The 16695-nt window shown below is 33.7% G+C and carries 15 protein-coding genes; all 15 read left to right on the top strand.

Annotation, left to right across the window (positions count from 1 at the left end):
• Nucleotides 1-31: 31 nt before the first annotated feature.
• On the top strand, nt 32-2851 hold the full coding sequence (uvrA, locus tag MR285_RS06945; protein WP_293559406.1) for an excinuclease ABC subunit UvrA: 2820 nt from the start codon (nt 32-34) through the stop codon (nt 2849-2851).
• A gap of 1 nt (nt 2852) precedes the next feature.
• Entirely contained in the window at nt 2853-3662 is an 810-nt protein-coding gene (locus tag MR285_RS06940; RefSeq protein ID WP_293559402.1) for a L,D-transpeptidase, read from the top strand.
• A 109-nt stretch (nt 3663-3771) separates the two neighbouring features.
• Nucleotides 3772-4626 (top strand): transporter substrate-binding domain-containing protein, encoded by an 855-nt coding sequence (locus MR285_RS06935; RefSeq protein WP_293559400.1) that lies wholly within the window; start codon nt 3772-3774, stop codon nt 4624-4626.
• 60 nt (nt 4627-4686) lie between these two features.
• Entirely contained in the window at nt 4687-5364 is a 678-nt protein-coding gene (locus tag MR285_RS06930) for an amino acid ABC transporter permease (RefSeq protein WP_293559404.1), read from the top strand.
• On the top strand, nt 5357-6079 hold the full coding sequence (locus MR285_RS06925) for an amino acid ABC transporter ATP-binding protein (RefSeq protein WP_293559398.1): 723 nt from the start codon (nt 5357-5359) through the stop codon (nt 6077-6079). Before MR285_RS06930 ends, MR285_RS06925 begins: the two co-directional genes overlap by 8 nt.
• Nucleotides 6080-6545: 466 nt before the next feature.
• Entirely contained in the window at nt 6546-8084 is a 1539-nt protein-coding gene (gene hutH / locus MR285_RS06920; RefSeq protein WP_293559396.1) for a histidine ammonia-lyase, read from the top strand.
• Between the two features lie 70 nt (nt 8085-8154).
• Nucleotides 8155-9048 (top strand): glutamate formimidoyltransferase, encoded by an 894-nt coding sequence (ftcD, locus tag MR285_RS06915; RefSeq protein ID WP_293559394.1) that lies wholly within the window; start codon nt 8155-8157, stop codon nt 9046-9048.
• An 8-nt stretch (nt 9049-9056) separates the two neighbouring features.
• Nucleotides 9057-10736: a formate--tetrahydrofolate ligase gene (locus tag MR285_RS06910; protein ID WP_293559392.1), complete on the top strand. Its 1680-nt coding sequence runs from the start codon at nt 9057-9059 to the stop codon at nt 10734-10736.
• An 8-nt stretch (nt 10737-10744) separates the two neighbouring features.
• Entirely contained in the window at nt 10745-11371 is a 627-nt protein-coding gene (locus tag MR285_RS06905) for a cyclodeaminase/cyclohydrolase family protein (protein ID WP_293559390.1), read from the top strand.
• Nucleotides 11368-12711, top strand: a complete 1344-nt coding sequence (gene glmL / locus MR285_RS06900) for a methylaspartate mutase accessory protein GlmL (protein ID WP_293559388.1) — start codon at nt 11368-11370, stop codon at nt 12709-12711. Before MR285_RS06905 ends, glmL begins: the two co-directional genes overlap by 4 nt.
• Before the next feature lie 200 nt (nt 12712-12911).
• Nucleotides 12912-13406, top strand: a complete 495-nt coding sequence (locus tag MR285_RS06895; RefSeq protein WP_293559386.1) for an NUDIX domain-containing protein — start codon at nt 12912-12914, stop codon at nt 13404-13406.
• Between the two features lie 36 nt (nt 13407-13442).
• The gene (gene cysS, locus MR285_RS06890) at nt 13443-14840 is read left to right on the top strand and encodes a cysteine--tRNA ligase (protein WP_293559384.1); all 1398 of its coding nucleotides are present in this window, start codon (nt 13443-13445) and stop codon (nt 14838-14840) included.
• On the top strand, nt 14825-15232 hold the full coding sequence (locus MR285_RS06885) for a ribonuclease III domain-containing protein (RefSeq protein WP_293559382.1): 408 nt from the start codon (nt 14825-14827) through the stop codon (nt 15230-15232). The genes cysS and MR285_RS06885 overlap by 16 nt, the downstream gene beginning before the upstream one ends.
• Nucleotides 15229-15990 (top strand): FAD-dependent thymidylate synthase, encoded by a 762-nt coding sequence (gene thyX, locus MR285_RS06880; RefSeq protein WP_293559380.1) that lies wholly within the window; start codon nt 15229-15231, stop codon nt 15988-15990. Before MR285_RS06885 ends, thyX begins: the two co-directional genes overlap by 4 nt.
• Nucleotides 15987-16694, top strand: a complete 708-nt coding sequence (rlmB, locus tag MR285_RS06875) for a 23S rRNA (guanosine(2251)-2'-O)-methyltransferase RlmB (RefSeq protein ID WP_293559378.1) — start codon at nt 15987-15989, stop codon at nt 16692-16694. The genes thyX and rlmB overlap by 4 nt, the downstream gene beginning before the upstream one ends.
• Nucleotide 16695: the final 1 nt, after the last annotated feature.

Raw genomic sequence — 16695 nt, 5'->3', positions numbered from 1 at the left:
GAAAAAGACTGCCCTTCTTTAATGAGGTGTTATATTGAAAGATGAAATAATAGTAAAGGGAGCGAGAGTCAACAATTTAAAAAATGTTGATTTAAAGATCCCAAGAAATAAGTTTGTAGTTTTCACTGGACTTTCTGGCTCAGGGAAGTCATCACTTGCCTTTGACACAATCTATGCCGAAGGTCAGAGGAGATATGTTGAGTCATTGTCTTCCTATGCAAGACAATTTTTGGGACAAATGGATAAACCAGAAGTGGACTATATAGAGGGAATGAGTCCGTCAATTTCCATTGACCAAAAGACTACATCAAAAAATCCAAGGTCGACTGTGGGAACAGTTACAGAAATTTACGATTACCTAAGATTGCTCTATGCAAGAGTAGGACATGCCTACTGTCCTGAATGTGGCAGGGAGATTTCTTCCTACACAATTGACCAAATGGTCGACGAAATTATGAAATTAAATGAAAGAACTAAAATTCAAATCCTTTCACCAGTTGTAAGGCATAGAAAGGGACAACATAAAAAGGTTTTTGAAAAGATAAAAAAAGAAGGCTTTTTAAGAGTAATTGTCGATGGGGAAATGCAGGATATTTCTGAAGAATTTGAATTGGATAAAAATAAAAACCATGACATAGATATTGTTGTCGACAGAATAATTGTAAAAGAAAAAATCGAGTCTAGGCTTGCAGATTCACTTGAAATTGCAACAAATTTAAGCGACGGCATTGCAAAAATAAATGTAATTGGTGGGGAAGATTTAATTTTCTCGACAAAATTTGCCTGCCCTCACTGCAATATTATAATAGAAGAAGTTACTCCAAGGTCCTTTTCCTTTAACTCGCCTCTTGGTGCTTGTGACGAGTGTAAAGGACTTGGATTTTCTAAGGAAGTTTCAAGGGATTTAGTAATTCCAAACAAGGAGCTTTCAATAGATGAAGGAGCCATTGCTTGTTATTCAAACTCCAAGGGAACTTATTATTATGAAATAATTTCTGGAATTGCAAAGAAGTTTAAATTTTCAACGAAGGAACCAATAAAAAATGCACCAGAAGAATTTTTAGATGCAATATTTAATGGTTATAGTGGTAAATTGAGCTTTTCTTTTAATTCATTTTTTTCGGGAGAAAAAAAATACTCTGGAGGTTTTGAAGGAATTTTAAAAAATTTAAAGAGGAGATATACGGAGTCAAGTTCGGAAAAAATGCTCGATAGAATAGATGAATTTTTTGAAGAAGTGCCTTGTCCAAAATGCCATGGAACAAGACTTAAAGCTTCTTCTCTTGCCATAAAAGTTGGAGGATTAAATATTTTTGAACTTACAGAACTTTCTATTGACAAAGCATTGCAATTTTTCGAAAATATAAAACTCACAAAAAACGAAATGATTATTGCCGAAGAATTATTGAAGGAGATAAAATCACGACTTGAATTTTTGATAAATGTTGGTCTTGAATATTTATCACTTTCACGAATGGCAGGAACTCTTTCTGGAGGAGAAGCTCAAAGAATTAGGCTAGCAACACAAATTGGTTCACAACTCGTAGGAGTTATTTACGTGCTTGACGAGCCAAGCATAGGTCTTCATCAAAGGGATAATGCAAAACTTTTGAAATCACTGAGAAATTTGACGGATATAGGAAATACTTTAATAGTTGTAGAGCACGATGAAGACACAATGTTTGCTGCCGATGAAATTGTGGATATTGGACCACTTGCAGGAGTAAATGGTGGAAGAATAGTTGCACAAGGGACAGCTGAAGAAATTATGAAAGTGGAGGAATCAATTACTGGAGCCTATTTAAGTGGTAGAAGGAAAATTGAAGTTCCAAAAGTGAGAAGAAAGTCCAATGGCAAAACAATAAAGGTAATTGGTGCGCGTGAAAATAATTTAAAAAATATTGACGTGGAATTTCCTCTTGGCGAATTTATTTGCGTAACTGGAGTTTCTGGGTCAGGCAAGTCCTCACTTGTAAATGAAATTTTGTATAAAAGTCTTGCACAAAAAATAAATAAATCGAGAATAAAACCGGGAAAACACGAAAGAATTGAGGGATTGGAGAATATTGACAAAATTGTAGACATCGACCAATCTCCAATAGGAAGAACGCCGAGATCAAATCCTGCCACATACACGGGTGCCTTTGATATAATAAGAGATATTTTTGCAAACACTAATGAAGCAAAGATGCGTGGATACAAAAAAGGAAGATTTTCCTTTAATGTAAAGGGTGGAAGATGTGAAGCTTGTAAAGGTGACGGAATATTAAAAGTTGAAATGCACTTTTTATCTGACGTATATGTTCCATGTGAAGTTTGTCATGGAAAGAGATACAATCGTGAAACTCTTGAAGTTAAGTACAAGGGCAAAAATATTTACGATGTGCTTGATATGACAGTAGAAGAAGCCATTGACTATTTTCAAAATCACGAGAGAGTGTTGCGAAAACTGGAAACTCTAAGAGATGTAGGATTATCTTATATTAAGCTTGGACAAAGTTCTACACTTTTATCAGGTGGAGAGGCACAAAGAATTAAACTTGCAACAGAGCTCTCTAAGAGAGCTACGGGAAGAACTCTTTACATTCTAGATGAGCCAACAACTGGTCTTCACTCTGAAGATATAAATAAACTTATAAAAGTTTTAGAGGAACTTGTAGACAGAGGTAACACTGTAATTACAATTGAACATAATTTAGATGTAATTAAATGCGCTGACTACATTATAGATCTTGGACCTGAAGGCGGAGAAGGTGGAGGAGAGGTTATATTTACTGGAACACCTGAAGAGATTATAAAATGTAAAAATTCATATACTGGAGAATTTTTAAAGGGCAAATTGGAGGGTTAATTTGAATAAAATTAAAAAAATTGGAATTTTTATTTTAGCTGCAAGTTTATTGCCAAATTTTGTATTTGCGAAGGGCTTTGTTAGACAAAATAATTTTATGGATAAAAGTGGCGTGGAAAAAAGAGATGAATTAAAAAGATGGCAAGCTAGCATGAACTTACCAGTGACTGGTGCAATTAATGAAAAGACTAATAAGGCTTTATACACTGAAAATTATGAAGCTTACGACATGATTGCCAATCCACCAACTAAGGGTAAGTGGATTGTAATAAATAAATCTAGGAGAATTCTCACAATGTATAATGGCGATAAGTCCATTGGAAAATATCCTGTAACTTTAGGAACAAATGCCACGCCGACACCATCAGCTAAGGGGAAAATTCAAAATATGCATAAAAATCCAGCGTGGGGTGGAATGAATGGAAAATACCAACCTGCAAAAGCGGATGACCCTAACAATCCTTTAGGAGAAAGGTGGATGGGTTTAAGTATTCCTGGAGCAAGTGGATATGGAATTCATGGAAATATTAAACCTAATCAAATTGGCGGTTATTATTCCAATGGATGCATAAGAATGTTTAACTACGATGTAGAAAACTATGTGTTTCCAAATATGTATATAGGTGCACCAGTTTGGATAGGAACAGATAATGAGCTTGAAAGTTGGGGAGTTTATCAATATTCAAGAGTTAAAAAAGAAGTAATAAATCCACCGACAGAACAAAAACCTAAAGAAGAGAAAAAAACTATAGAAGAAAATCCAGTTCAATCAATAGAAAATATTCCAGCACAGGATCTTTTAGAATTTTAATTAAATAAAGTAATGAAAACAATTGAAAATGAATTGTTTTTGAGTTATAATGTTTTTTAAAATCAAAGCGAGAGCTTTAAAGAACTATTTATAAAAAATCGGAGGACTTATGAAAAAGAAAATTTTTAATATTGCAATTATAGCAATGACAGTTTTATTTTTATTTGGATGTGGAAAAAAAGAAGAAAAAAAGTCAGAAACAAAGGAAAAGATAAAAGTTGAAGTGGCAACTACTGGACCTACAATTGATGCCATTAAAGAAAAGGGCAAAATAGTTCTTGGAACTTCAGCAGATTTTCCACCAATGGAATGGACATCTTTCCAAGATGGTTCAGAAAAATATCAAGGTGTGGATATTGCACTTGCACAAGCAATTGCTGATTCGCTTGGCGTTAAGCTTGAAGTAAAAAATATGGCTTTCGAAGGACTTCTTGGTTCTCTTAAAGCTGGAGATGTGGACATGGTTCTTGCAGGAATGGGCGCAGATGACGAAAGAAAGAAACAAGTTGACTTTTCTGACGAATACTCAAAGGGTAAACAAGTTTTACTAGTAACAGAAGAAAACAAAGATAAATTTAAAACTTTTGATGATTTAAATGGAAAAATTATTGGCACACAGCTTGGTTCACTTCAACAAAAATTTGCGACAGAAAAGTTTGGAGACAACTGCAAGGGATTCGATTTAAACAATGTAATCATTGAACAACTTAAAAACAAATCAATTGATGCAGCTTTCTTATCTGAACTTCCAGCAAAACAATTTGCTTCAATAACAGATGGACTTGTTATTATAGATAATTTAGGAATTCCAGATGAAAGTGGATTTGCAGTAGCTGTAAAAAAGGGCAATGACGATTTAACGAAAGCTGTTAACGAAGTTATTAAAGGATTAAAAGATTTAGGCCAAATGGAAAAATGGTTTGATGAGTATATTGAACTATCTAACAAAGAAGCTATTAAATAGTAATTAAATATTCCCTGCATTTTGTGGGGAATTTTTAATTTTAAAATGGAAAGGGATAATATGGGAATTATAGCAAAACAATTTGCTTTCGCAAGTAGATATCTTCCTACCTATTTAAATGGAGCAGTAACCACAATTGAACTTTCAATAATTGGAGTTCTCTTAGGTTTTACCATTGGAATAATACTTGCACTAATGAAGATATCAAAAATAAAAATATTAAATATACTTTCGAGTATCTATATAGAAATCGTAAGAGGAACGCCAATGTTAGTGCAAATTATGATTGTATATTTTGGACTAAAAAAAATAATACCAGAACAATTTACACTTTTAACTGCACCGATGTTTTTATGTTCATTATCAATAAGTTTAAACTCAGCTGCCTATGTTGCAGAAATTATAAGATCTGGTATATCTTCAGTTGACTCTGGACAAATGGAAGCGGCAAGATCACTTGGACTAAATAAAAAACAAGCGATGATAAAAGTAATAATGCCACAAGCAATAAAAAATATATTGCCTGCACTCGTAAATGAATTCATAACGCTTATTAAGGAGTCTTCAATAACTTACACAGTTGGAGTTGGAGAATTGATGTACGCAGGGAAGAGCATATCTTCAGCTACGTTTGAACTTGTAAGACCTTTTATATTTGCAGCTTGCATTTACTTTATAATGACCTTTAGCTTGTCTAAAGCAATGGGACTTTTGGAAAGGAGACTTGCAAATGATTAAGGTAGAAAATTTGACTAAATCCTTTGGAAAACTTGAAGTCCTAAAGGGAATAAATCAAGTAATAGAAGATGGAGAAGTAGTAGTTGTGATAGGACCATCAGGTTCAGGCAAATCAACTTTTCTTAGATGTTTAAATCTTTTAGAAGAGCCGACAAGTGGCAAAATTTTTGTTGACGATGAAGAAATCACTTCAAAGAATATTGATATAAATAAAGTTCGTGAAGAAATGGGAATGGTATTCCAATCCTTTAATTTATTCAACAATTTAAACATAATTGACAACATAACTCTTGCACCAACTCTCGTAAAGAAAATTGAAAAAGAGGAAGCAGAAAAAAAGGCAATGGAACTCTTAGAAAGTGTTGGACTTCCAGATAAAAGAGATTCTTACCCAAAATCTTTATCTGGAGGACAAAAACAAAGAATTGCAATTGCAAGAGCACTTGCCATGAATCCAAAAGTAATGCTTTTTGACGAACCTACATCTGCTCTTGATCCAGAAATGGTAGGAGAAGTGCTTGACATAATGAAAGACCTTGCAAAAAAAGGGATGACCATGGTAGTTGTAACTCACGAAATGGGATTTGCGAGAGAAGTCGGCGATAGAATTTTATTCATGGACGATGGTTACATTGTCGAAGAAGGAAGTCCAGAAGAAGTTTTTGGCAATCCAAAAAATGAAAGAACTCAAAATTTTTTAGCAAAGGTGCTTTAAAAATTTGAATGGCCTCCAAAGGTTGGACCTAAAAAACCAACTTAGGAGGTCATTTTTTATTGAAATAATTTCCTGGAAATTAAAACAGCAACATTCATAGATAAAAATAAATAATGTTAGAACATCTTAGATTTTTTTAAATTATTTTTTAAAATGTAAATATTCATTATAAATATTGATTGAGTATTGTTTCAAGCGAGAAATCAGAGGAACATATTACTAAAAAAAAGAGATAAAAAATTGTATTTTTTTAAGTGAAAGAGTTTAATTTCAGATAAAGTTATTGACAATAATTTATATTTGGAATAGAATCATGGTAGAAAACATTTGCAAATATATAAAGTTTGCTTATGCAAGAAAGTTTTTATAGTAACTGCTTTTCAAAGGATGACATAATCTTCATCTTTATATTTTCTTTTGAATTAGTAAGTAAAATGTAATCAATTAAAAGAAAGGGAGTACAATTATGAACAAAGTAGTATTAACAGGTAATGATCTAGACCTAGAACAATTAGTAGCCGTAACAAGAAATCACGTAAAGGCTGAAATCGACGAAAGAGCAATCGCTGATGTAGAAAAATCAAGAAGATACGTAGAAGAAATTGTAGAAGAAGAAAGAGTAGTATATGGAATCAACACAGGATTTGGTTCTCTTTCAAGAGTAAGTATTTCTAAAGAAGATTCAGCTCAACTTCAAGAAAATATTATTAGAACTCATGCTTCTGGATTTGGCAATCCACTTCCTGAAGACGAAGTAAGAGCAGTTATGCTTATTAGAATTAACTCATTGTTAAAGGGAGTTTCAGGTATTAGACTTTCTACTATTGAATTACTTCTTGAAATGTTAAATAGAAATGTTGTTCCATTTATTCCTGAAAAAGGATCTCTTGGCGCATCTGGAGACTTAGCACCACTTGCACACATGGTTCTTCCAATGCTTGGACTTGGCAAAGCTTATTATGAAGGAGAACTTCTTCCAGGCAAAGAAGCTATGCAAAAAGCTGGTCTTGAGCCAATTGCACTTGCAGCAAAAGAAGGTCTTGCACTAATCAATGGTACTACAGTTCTTACTGCAACTGGAGCACTTGCACTTTACGATGCACTTCAACTTTCTAAGATTGCTGACATCGCAGGAGCAATGTCTTGTGAATCTTCAAGAGGAATTATCGACGCATTCTGGGAAGAACTTCACACAATTAGACCACACGCTGGTTCATTAAAGACTGCTGAAAATTTAAGAAATATTCTTGAAGGTTCAACTTATGTAACTCACACTGCTGAACTTAGAGTTCAAGATGCTTATACATTTAGATGTATGCCACAAGTTCACGGAGCTTCTAAAGATACTCTTGAATATGTTAAAGAAAAAGTTGAAATTGAACTTAACTCTGCAACAGACAACCCAATTATCACTCACGATGGCAAAGTAATTTCTGGTGGTAACTTCCATGGAGAATTAATGGCTCAACCATTTGACTTCTTAGCAATTGCAGTTTCTGAACTTGGCAATATTTCTGAAAGAAGAATTGAAAGAATGGTTAACACTACACTTTCTGGAATGCCTTCATTCCTAGTTAAACACCCAGGACTTAATTCCGGATTTATGATTACTCAATACGCTGCAGCTGCATTAGCATCTGAAAACAAAACACTATCTCACCCAGCAAGTGTTGACTCTATAACATCTTGTGAAAACCAAGAAGATTTCGTTTCTATGGGTAATTGGGGTTCAAGAAAAGCAAGAGAAGTTGTTAAAAATACTGCAAGAATTTTAACTACTGAACTTATGATAGCAGCTCAAGCTCTTGACTTCAGAATGGAAATGGAAGATAACAAATTTGAACTTGGTAAAGGTACAAAAGTTGCTCACGATGTAATTAGAAATAAAGTAGCATTTATCGAAGAAGATTCTAAGATTGAAATTTACGAAGAACTTGAAAAAGCTCAAGAATTAATTAATTCTGGAAAACTTCTTGAAGAAGTAGAAAAGGTAGTAGAACTTTAATAATTAAGAAACATCATATATAATATGTAAGGTAAGAAAAAAGTTTAAATAACATATAGGAGGAAATCATTTGAAAAGAGTAATGTGTATTCCAAACTATTCTGAAGGTAGAGACCTTAAGAAAGTTGAACAAATCACAGAATGCTTTAGAGCAAAGGAAAATATTAAATTAATCGATTATCAACCAGATGCTGACCACAATAGACTAGTTGTTGAAGTAATTGGAGAACCAGAAGCAGTTATAGATGCAGTTATTGAATCTGTAAAAGTTGCTACTGAAATTATTGATATGTCAAAACACAAGGGAGCTCACCCAAGAATGGGAGCTGTTGACGTTGTACCTTTCGTTCCTGTAACTGAATGTACTACTGAAGAATGTGTTGAATACGCTAAAAAAGTTGGTAAAGCAATTGGCGATATGGGAATTCCTGTTTATCTATATGAAGATGCAGCTTCCACTCCAGAAAGAAAAAATCTAGCAAAAGTTAGAAAAGGACAATACGAAGGATTCTTCGAAAAAATTAAGGAAGAAGAATGGAAACCAGACTTTGGCCCTCAAGAAATGAATGTAAAATCAGGAGCTACTGCTGTTGCAGCAAGATTCCATTTAGTTGCATTCAACGTTAACTTAAACACTAGTGATTTAGCTATTGCTGATAAAATTGCAAAAACTGTTCGTCACATTGGTGGAGGACTTAGATTTGTTAAGGCTATTGGACTTGAACTTGAAGAAAAAGGTCAAACTCAAGTATCAATGAACCTAGTAAACTTTGAAAAAACTGCAATTTATCAAGCTCTTGAAATGGTAAAATCAGAAGCTAAGAGATACGGCGTAACTGTTGTCAACACTGAACTTATTGGACTTCTTCCACTACAAGCTCTAGTTGATTCAGCAGCTTACTATATGCAAATTGAAGGATTCAAACAAGAACAAGTTCTTGAAACATTATTAATTGAGGAGTAATTAAATATATGGCATTTAAAACAGACATACAAATAGCTGATGAAGCAACAATGCTTCCTATTGAAGAAGTTGCTGCTAAAATTGGTCTTGAAAAAGACGATTTAGAACAATATGGAAAATATAAAGCAAAAATATCTTGGGAAGCTATCAAAAAAATTGATAAAGAAAATGAATACGGAAAACTAATTTTAGTTTCCGCAATTAGCCCAACACCAGCTGGCGAAGGTAAATCAACAGTTTCTATTGGACTTACTCAAGGCCTTAATAGAATTGGAAAAAAATCTGCAGTAGCACTTAGAGAACCATCCCTTGGACCAGTATTTGGAGTTAAAGGTGGAGCTGCAGGTGGCGGATATTCACAAGTAGTTCCAATGGAAGATATTAACTTGCACTTTACTGGAGATCTTCATGCAATGACAGCTGCAAATAACCTTATTTCAGCTTGCATTGATAACCACATTCACCAAGGCAATGCTCTAAGAATTGATGCAAGACAAATTACTTGGAATAGAGTTCTTGATATGAACGACAGATCTCTTAGAAATGTAGTTATTTCTCTCGGCAAGAAAGCTGATGGTTTCCCTAGAGAAGACCACTTCATGATAACTGTTGCATCTGAAATAATGGCTGTTCTTTGTCTTTCAGAAAACATTGAAGACTTAAAAAATAGAATAGCAAGAATGATAATTGGATACAACCTTGATGGAGATCCTGTTACAGTTGCAGATCTAGAAATCCAAGGAGCAGTTGCAATGCTTCTTAAAGATGCATTAAAACCAAACCTAGTTCAAACCCTTGAAAATACACCTGCCTTTATTCATGGTGGACCTTTCGCAAATATTGCTCATGGATGTAACTCAATATTAGCTACAAAACTTGCACTTAACACTAGTGATTACGCAGTTACAGAAGCAGGTTTCGGTGCTGACCTTGGTGCAGAAAAATTCATGGACATAAAATGTAGAATGTCTGGCCTTTCTCCAGATGCAGTAGTTATAGTAGCTACAATTAAAGCTCTTAAAATGCACGGAGGAGTAGACAAAAAAGAACTAAAGACTGAAAATATTGAAGCACTTGAAAAGGGATTTGCTAATTTAAGACGTCATGTTGAAAATGTCAAAAAATTTGGCGTACCAGCTATTATTGCAATCAACAAATTTGCTGATGACACAGAAGCTGAAATAGCAAAATTAGAAGAACTTTGTAAAGAACTTGGAGTTAGAATTTCACTTTGCGAATGTTTCGCAAAAGGTGGAGAAGGAGCAGAAGATTTAGCTAAACAAGTTGTTGAATTAATCGACGAAGAAAAAGCTGATTTCAAACCTATTTACGATGAAAATGACAGCATAGTTGATAAAGTAAATACAATTGTTAAAGAAATTTATAGAGGTAGACAAGCTAAATTTACTACTGCCGCTAAAAAACAAGTTAAAAAACTTGAAGAACTTGGACTTGATAAACTTCCTATTTGTGTAGCTAAGACACAATTCTCATTTACAGATGATAAAAACATAATGGGAGCACCTACTGACTTTGATATAGAAATACAAGATGTAAGAGTTTCAGCAGGAGCAGGATTTATAGTTGTTCAAACATCTAACATTATGGTAATGCCTGGACTTCCAAAGGTACCAGCTGCAAATAAAATGGATATAGATAATGACGGAGTTATCACTGGATTATTCTAGGAGGAAAAATGCTTAAAGATTTAACTATAGTAGAATTCGCAGATGAGACTGCTTCAAATTCACCAGCACCAGGAGGTGGCTCTATTGCTGCACTTAATGCATCAATGGCTGCTTCACTTCTTGCAATGGTTGCAGGTTTAACTAGTGGGAAGAAAAAATATATTGACGTTTCTGATAGAATGGAAGAAATTCAAGCTGAATTATTAAAATATAAAGATGAATTTGTAAGTGGCATTGATAAAGACGCTAACTCTTTTAACGGAGTTATGGACGCCATGAAGCTTCCAAAGGAAACGGAAGAAGAAAAGAAAGCTAGATCTGAAAAAATTCAAGAAGGTTACAGAAATGCAATTGATGTACCTCTAGGACTTGGGGTTAAAGTTACAGAACTTTATGACTATGCTAGAGAATTAGCTGAAAAAGGAAATTCAAATGCAATCACTGATGTTGCAGTAGCTTTATTAAATATTGAAGCTGCAGTTCACGGAGCTTTCTTAAATGTAATCATCAACTTAAACTCACTTAAGGATCAAGATTACAGACATGAATTAGAAGAAAAAATGGCTGATACAAGAAAAGTTGTGGAAAAAAACCACGCTGAAATTATGAAAGTTGTAGATGAAAAATTAGCATGAAATATCTTTTAGTCGATGTTGGATCAACTTACACTAAGCTTAATTTAGTGGATACTGATAAAAATGAAATTCTCGGGAGTGCATCTAGTTACACTACTGTAGAAACTGATGTCAGAGAAGGTTTTAACAATGCCTTTAAAAAATTAAGTGAAGTTACTGAAGTTAAGTATGATAAAATATTAGGTTGCTCTTCAGCATCTGGAGGACTAAAAGTTGTAGCAATAGGATTTTCAAAAAATCTTACCACTGATGCTGCAAGGCTTGCATCATTATCTAGTGGTGCCAGAATTTTAAAGGTATACTCTTACGAGCTCACTGACGAGTATGTAGATGAAATTAAAAATTCTGGTGCTGATATTATAGTTTTATGTGGCGGCACTGATCACGGAAATAAAGAAAATATCATTTTCAATGCAAAAAAACTTGCAAAGGGATGTATTAATACGCCAGTTGTAGTGGCAGGTAATATTGACGCCCATGAAGAAATAAGGGACATCTTCCAAAAGGGAAATGTTCCTTGTGACTTCACAGAAAATGTAATGCCAACTACAAATACAATAAATTATAGGCCTCTTAGAAAGACAATTGGCGACCTTTTTATAAAGACAATTGCTCATGCTAAGGGAATTGATTTGCTCAGCAGAGATTTTGAAATACTCTTGCCAACTCCAGTTGCAGTTCAAAAGGCAATGTCAGTCTATGCGAAATATTTGGATAAAGTTATTTTATCTGTGGATATTGGAGGAGCAACGACAGACATTCATTCAATTGGCAAAACATATTATGGAGAAGAAAATGTAATCTCACCTCCAATTGAAGAACCTTTTGAGAAGAGAACTGTGGAAGGCGATATGGGCATGAGATATTCAGCAACTGCTCTTTATGAATCAGTTGGTGAAGAACCTTTCCTTTCCTTTGGAATAAAGGACGCAAAGGAAAAAACAGAGTATCGTTTTAATCACACGAGTTATATTCCAGATAATGACGAAGATTTATTTTTTGACAATGTCCTATGTTATATTGCTACACACACTTCACTTATGAGACATATTGGTCACATAAAAAAAGTCAAAACTCCTACTAGGACGATTTATGAACAATACGGGAAGGATTTAAGACCGGCTGAAATGTTTATCGGAACTGGTGGATCCCTCATTAATTCCAATGAGCCGAAAAAAATTCTCTCAGCAATAGAGGATTTAGACGATAAATATCTAATCAATAGGAAGATAAAGTATTATTTAGATAAAAGATATATTTTATCATCAGCTGGACTAATTAGTACCGTAGATGAAGAAGCTTCCTACAAATTATTAAATAAATATTTAGAAGAAATATAAGTCAAAAAGAAGTTGCTAACTAAATGTGGCAACTTCTTTTTTGTTACTTTATGTTGTAAAGGTAAAGGCTAAGCATAGATATTTTGCATATAAAATAATTAACAATATTTTTATTTAAAGCTAAGATTTGGTTAAATAAAGCATTCTTCATCTTTTAAAAAACTACTAAATGGTGTAAAATAATCATAAGGAGTTTTGTCGTGGAATATTGGGATGTATATAATAAAAAGGGAAAATGGAAGAGACGCGTCATTAGAAAAGGCGAGCGGTTAAAAAATAACGAATATCATATTATTGTTGAAGGCTGGATTTTAAGAGATGATGGTAATTTTATAATTCAAAGGAGAGCCCTCGAGAAAAAATCTTTTGCTGGAATGTGGTACTGCTCTGCAGGTGGATCTGTTATTTCAGGAGAGACGCCAAAGGAAGGCATGATTAGAGAGTTTAAGGAAGAACTTGGAATTGACATTGATTCTGATGAACTTCGCTTAAAGAGGATCATCATAGATAAAAACACAATTTTTTATATTTATCTGGTACACAAAAATATTTCCCTAGATGATATTACTCTTCAAGCTGAAGAGGTAATGGCTGTTGATATTGCGGATCCAGCAAAGATAAAGAAAATGATTGAAGACAAAACTTTTATAGGATTGGATTACTACGAAAAATTTTTTGAAGGTATTTTTAAATAATCGTCTCGATTGAGGCGTTTTTTTATAGGAGGACTTATGAAATTATACAATACTTTAACGAGAAAAAAAGAGGATTTTGTGCCAATTAAAGAAGGCGAAGTTGGAATATACAATTGCGGGCCAACAGTATATAACTTTATTCACGTTGGCAATGCTAGACCCCTTGTTGTATTCGATACTTTGAGAAGATATTTTGAGTATAAAGGTTTAAAGGTAAAATTTGTTGTTAATTTTACAGATATTGACGATAAAATTATAAACAGGGCAAATGATGAAGGTGTAACAGTAACTGACATTTCAGAGAGATTTATTAAAGAATTTAAAAAAGATGCAAATGGACTTCACCTTTACGATTATGAAACACTAAATCCAAGGGCGACAGAACATATAAATGAAATTATTGCCTTTATTAAGACTTTAATAGACAAGAAAGCTGCCTATGTATCCAATGGAGATGTTTATTTTGACATAAGCTATGCTAAGGATTATGGCAAGCTTTCAAAGAAAAATATTGAAGATTTAATTTCTGGTCATAGAGTTGACATCAACGACAACAAAAGAAATCCAATGGACTTTGCACTTTGGAAAAACAAAAAAGAGGGGGAACCTTTTTGGAAAGCACCTTGGGGAGAAGGTAGACCTGGTTGGCATATTGAATGTTCAGTAATGGCAAAGGATCTTATCGGCGACAATATTGACATCCACACTGGTGGCGAAGACTTACAATTCCCACACCATGAAAATGAAATTGCACAATCAGAAACTTGCAATGGAGTGCCTTTTGCAAATTATTGGCTACACAATGGAATGATTACAGTTGACAACGAAAAAATGTCTAAATCTAAGGGCAATTTCTTTACAGTAAGAGAAGTTGCAAAAGAATTTGACCTTGAGGTTTTGAGATTTTTCCTTTTGACGACTCAATATCGTTCACCAATTAATTTTTCAAGAGAAGTTATGGAACAAACAAAAAATTCAAGCAAGAGGCTATACAATGCAAAGTATAAACTTGAAGATGCAATAGAAAAATCAAGTGTAGAAAAAATTTCAGCAGAAGAAGAAAAATTATATAAATCCTTTGACAAGCACGTTGAAAAGTTTGAAAATGCCATGGATGATGATCTAAACACAGCTGATGCCATTACTGCAATTTTCGACTTAGTAAAGGATATTAACTTAAATCTTGACGAAAATAATTCTAAGGAAATGCTAGAAAAAACTTTAGAACTTTTAAAGAAACTTACAAGAGTTTTGGGAATTATGGAAGGCGAGAGAGAAGAAATTTCTGAGGACATTGAAAAACTAATTGAAGAAAGAAATGAAGCTAGAAAGAATAAAGATTTTGCCAAATCTGATGAAATTAGAGATAAACTAAAGAAAATGGGCGTTGAAATAGAAGATACGAGAAGTGGAACAACTTGGAAGAGAATTTAAGTTTTTTAGAAGTTAAAAATTATACAGAGGGCGAAGTTCGAGAGCTTAGCCCCCTTGCACTTGCATATATTGGCGATGCTTGTTTTGAAATTTTAGTTAGAAGTGAAATACTCGATGCCCGCAAAAATCCAAATAAGCTTCACAGAGAAAGTATTAAATTTGTTCGTGCAAAATCACAGAAAGAACTTTTTAAAAATATAGAATACAAACTTACAGAGGAAGAATTTAAAGTCTTTAAAAGAGGAAGAAATGCTAAATCTCATACAATTCCCAAAAATGCTGACCCAATAGATTATAGGATAGCAACAGGAGTTGAGGCGCTCTTTGGTTATCTCTATCTTTTAAAGAAATACGAAAGAATCAGGGAAATATTTAAGGAGATGACTAAATGAAGGTAAAAATTATTTCACACACAATGGACCCAGATAAAACCATTGCTGCTGCAGCAAAACTTTGCTATTCAAGAGTTGGCGTTGAAGAAATTACAGAAAATTTGACAGAAGAATCTACAGAAAAATTTTTAAATAGGCTTATGTCTTTTTCTCACCTTTCACCACTTGAACACGTTAGCTTTACCTTTGCAATTGAAGGTGTTTCTAGGACACTTACTCATCAACTTGTAAGACACAGAATTGCATCCTATTCACAACAATCACAAAGGTATGTAAAGCTAGACAGTTTTGAATACATTATTCCACCACAAATTGAAAAAAACGAAGAGGCAAAGAAGATTTTCATAGAAGCAATGAAAAGAGACCAAGAAGATTACGATAAATTAGTAGAGATTCTCGTAAATGAAAATGCAAAACCTCTTATGGAAAAGGGAATGGATGAAGAAAAGGCAAAAAAAGCTGTGGAAAAAATGTCCATTGAAGATGCGAGATATGTATTTCCAAATGCTTGTGAGACAAAAATTGTTGTAACTATGAATGTGAGAACACTTCAACACTTCTTTACAGTTAGATGTTGTGAAAGGGCTCAATGGGAAATAAGAGAGCTTGCCACAGAAATGTTAAGAGAAGTAAAGGAAGTTGCACCGCTTTTATTTAAAGACGAAGGTCCAGCTTGTGTTACAGGTCCATGCCCAGAAGGCAAAATGACTTGTGGCAAAGCAACAGAAATTAGAGAGAAGTTTAAGAATTTAAAATGAAATATATTTATGGAAGAGGTCCAGTTATTGAGGCTTTAAAAAATGAAGAAGTAGAAAAAATTTATATTGGGAAAAATGCCACTGGTTCCATAAAAAAAATTATTGGAATGGCAAGAGATTTAAAAGTGCCCACAGTTACAAGTGATAATGAAAAATTGGAAGAACTTGCTGGCACAAAAAATCACCAAGCAGTTGTGGCTTTAGTAAGTGATTTTGAATTCATTGAACTTGAAGAACTTATAAATAAACTTAAAGGCAAAGAAAATGCGAAGATTTTCATCTTGGATAAAATTGAAGATCCACACAATTTTGGTGCAATTGCAAGAAGTTCAAACTTTTTTGGAGTAGATGCCATTATTTTTCCAAATAGAAGAGCATCCACAGTTAATGACACTGTTGTAAAGGCATCTGCTGGCGCAATTTACGACATAGATGTCTCAAAAGTTACAAATATTTCTCAAGCGATAGAAAAATTAAAGGATGCAGGGTTTTGGATTTACGCAACAGACTTAGAAGGTGAAGACATAAGACAATGCGACTTCTCAGGTAAAGTTGCCATAGTTATAGGAAACGAAGGCAAGGGCGTTTCCAAAAATGTTTTGAAAAATTCTGACAAAATCATCACTATTCCAAATTTTTCTGACTTTGATTCTCTCAACGCATCAGTTGCAGCGGCAATTGTGATGTACGAAATGTTTAGATAAT

Origin of the sequence: Peptoniphilus sp., from assembly GCF_022767005.1 — a bacterium.
Lineage (GTDB): Bacteria > Bacillota > Clostridia > Tissierellales > Peptoniphilaceae > Peptoniphilus_A.
Note: the sequence above shows the minus strand (reverse complement) of the source record. Positions and strands in the feature narration are given on the sequence as shown.

Bases quoted from the DNA above. Each gene is read 5' to 3' on its own strand.
- MR285_RS06935 (WP_293559400.1), top strand. From the start codon at position 3,772: ATGAAAAAGAAAATTTTTAATATTGCAATTATAGCAATGACAGTTTTA.
- MR285_RS06930 (WP_293559404.1), top strand. From the start codon at position 4,687: ATGGGAATTATAGCAAAACAATTTGCTTTCGCAAGTAGATATCTTCCT.
- MR285_RS06925 (WP_293559398.1), top strand. From the start codon at position 5,357: ATGATTAAGGTAGAAAATTTGACTAAATCCTTTGGAAAACTTGAAGTC.
- hutH (WP_293559396.1), top strand. From the start codon at position 6,546: ATGAACAAAGTAGTATTAACAGGTAATGATCTAGACCTAGAACAATTA.
- MR285_RS06910 (WP_293559392.1), top strand. From the start codon at position 9,057: ATGGCATTTAAAACAGACATACAAATAGCTGATGAAGCAACAATGCTT.
- MR285_RS06905 (WP_293559390.1), top strand. From the start codon at position 10,745: ATGCTTAAAGATTTAACTATAGTAGAATTCGCAGATGAGACTGCTTCA.
- glmL (WP_293559388.1), top strand. From the start codon at position 11,368: ATGAAATATCTTTTAGTCGATGTTGGATCAACTTACACTAAGCTTAAT.
- cysS (WP_293559384.1), top strand. From the start codon at position 13,443: ATGAAATTATACAATACTTTAACGAGAAAAAAAGAGGATTTTGTGCCA.
- thyX (WP_293559380.1), top strand. From the start codon at position 15,229: ATGAAGGTAAAAATTATTTCACACACAATGGACCCAGATAAAACCATT.
- rlmB (WP_293559378.1), top strand. From the start codon at position 15,987: ATGAAATATATTTATGGAAGAGGTCCAGTTATTGAGGCTTTAAAAAAT.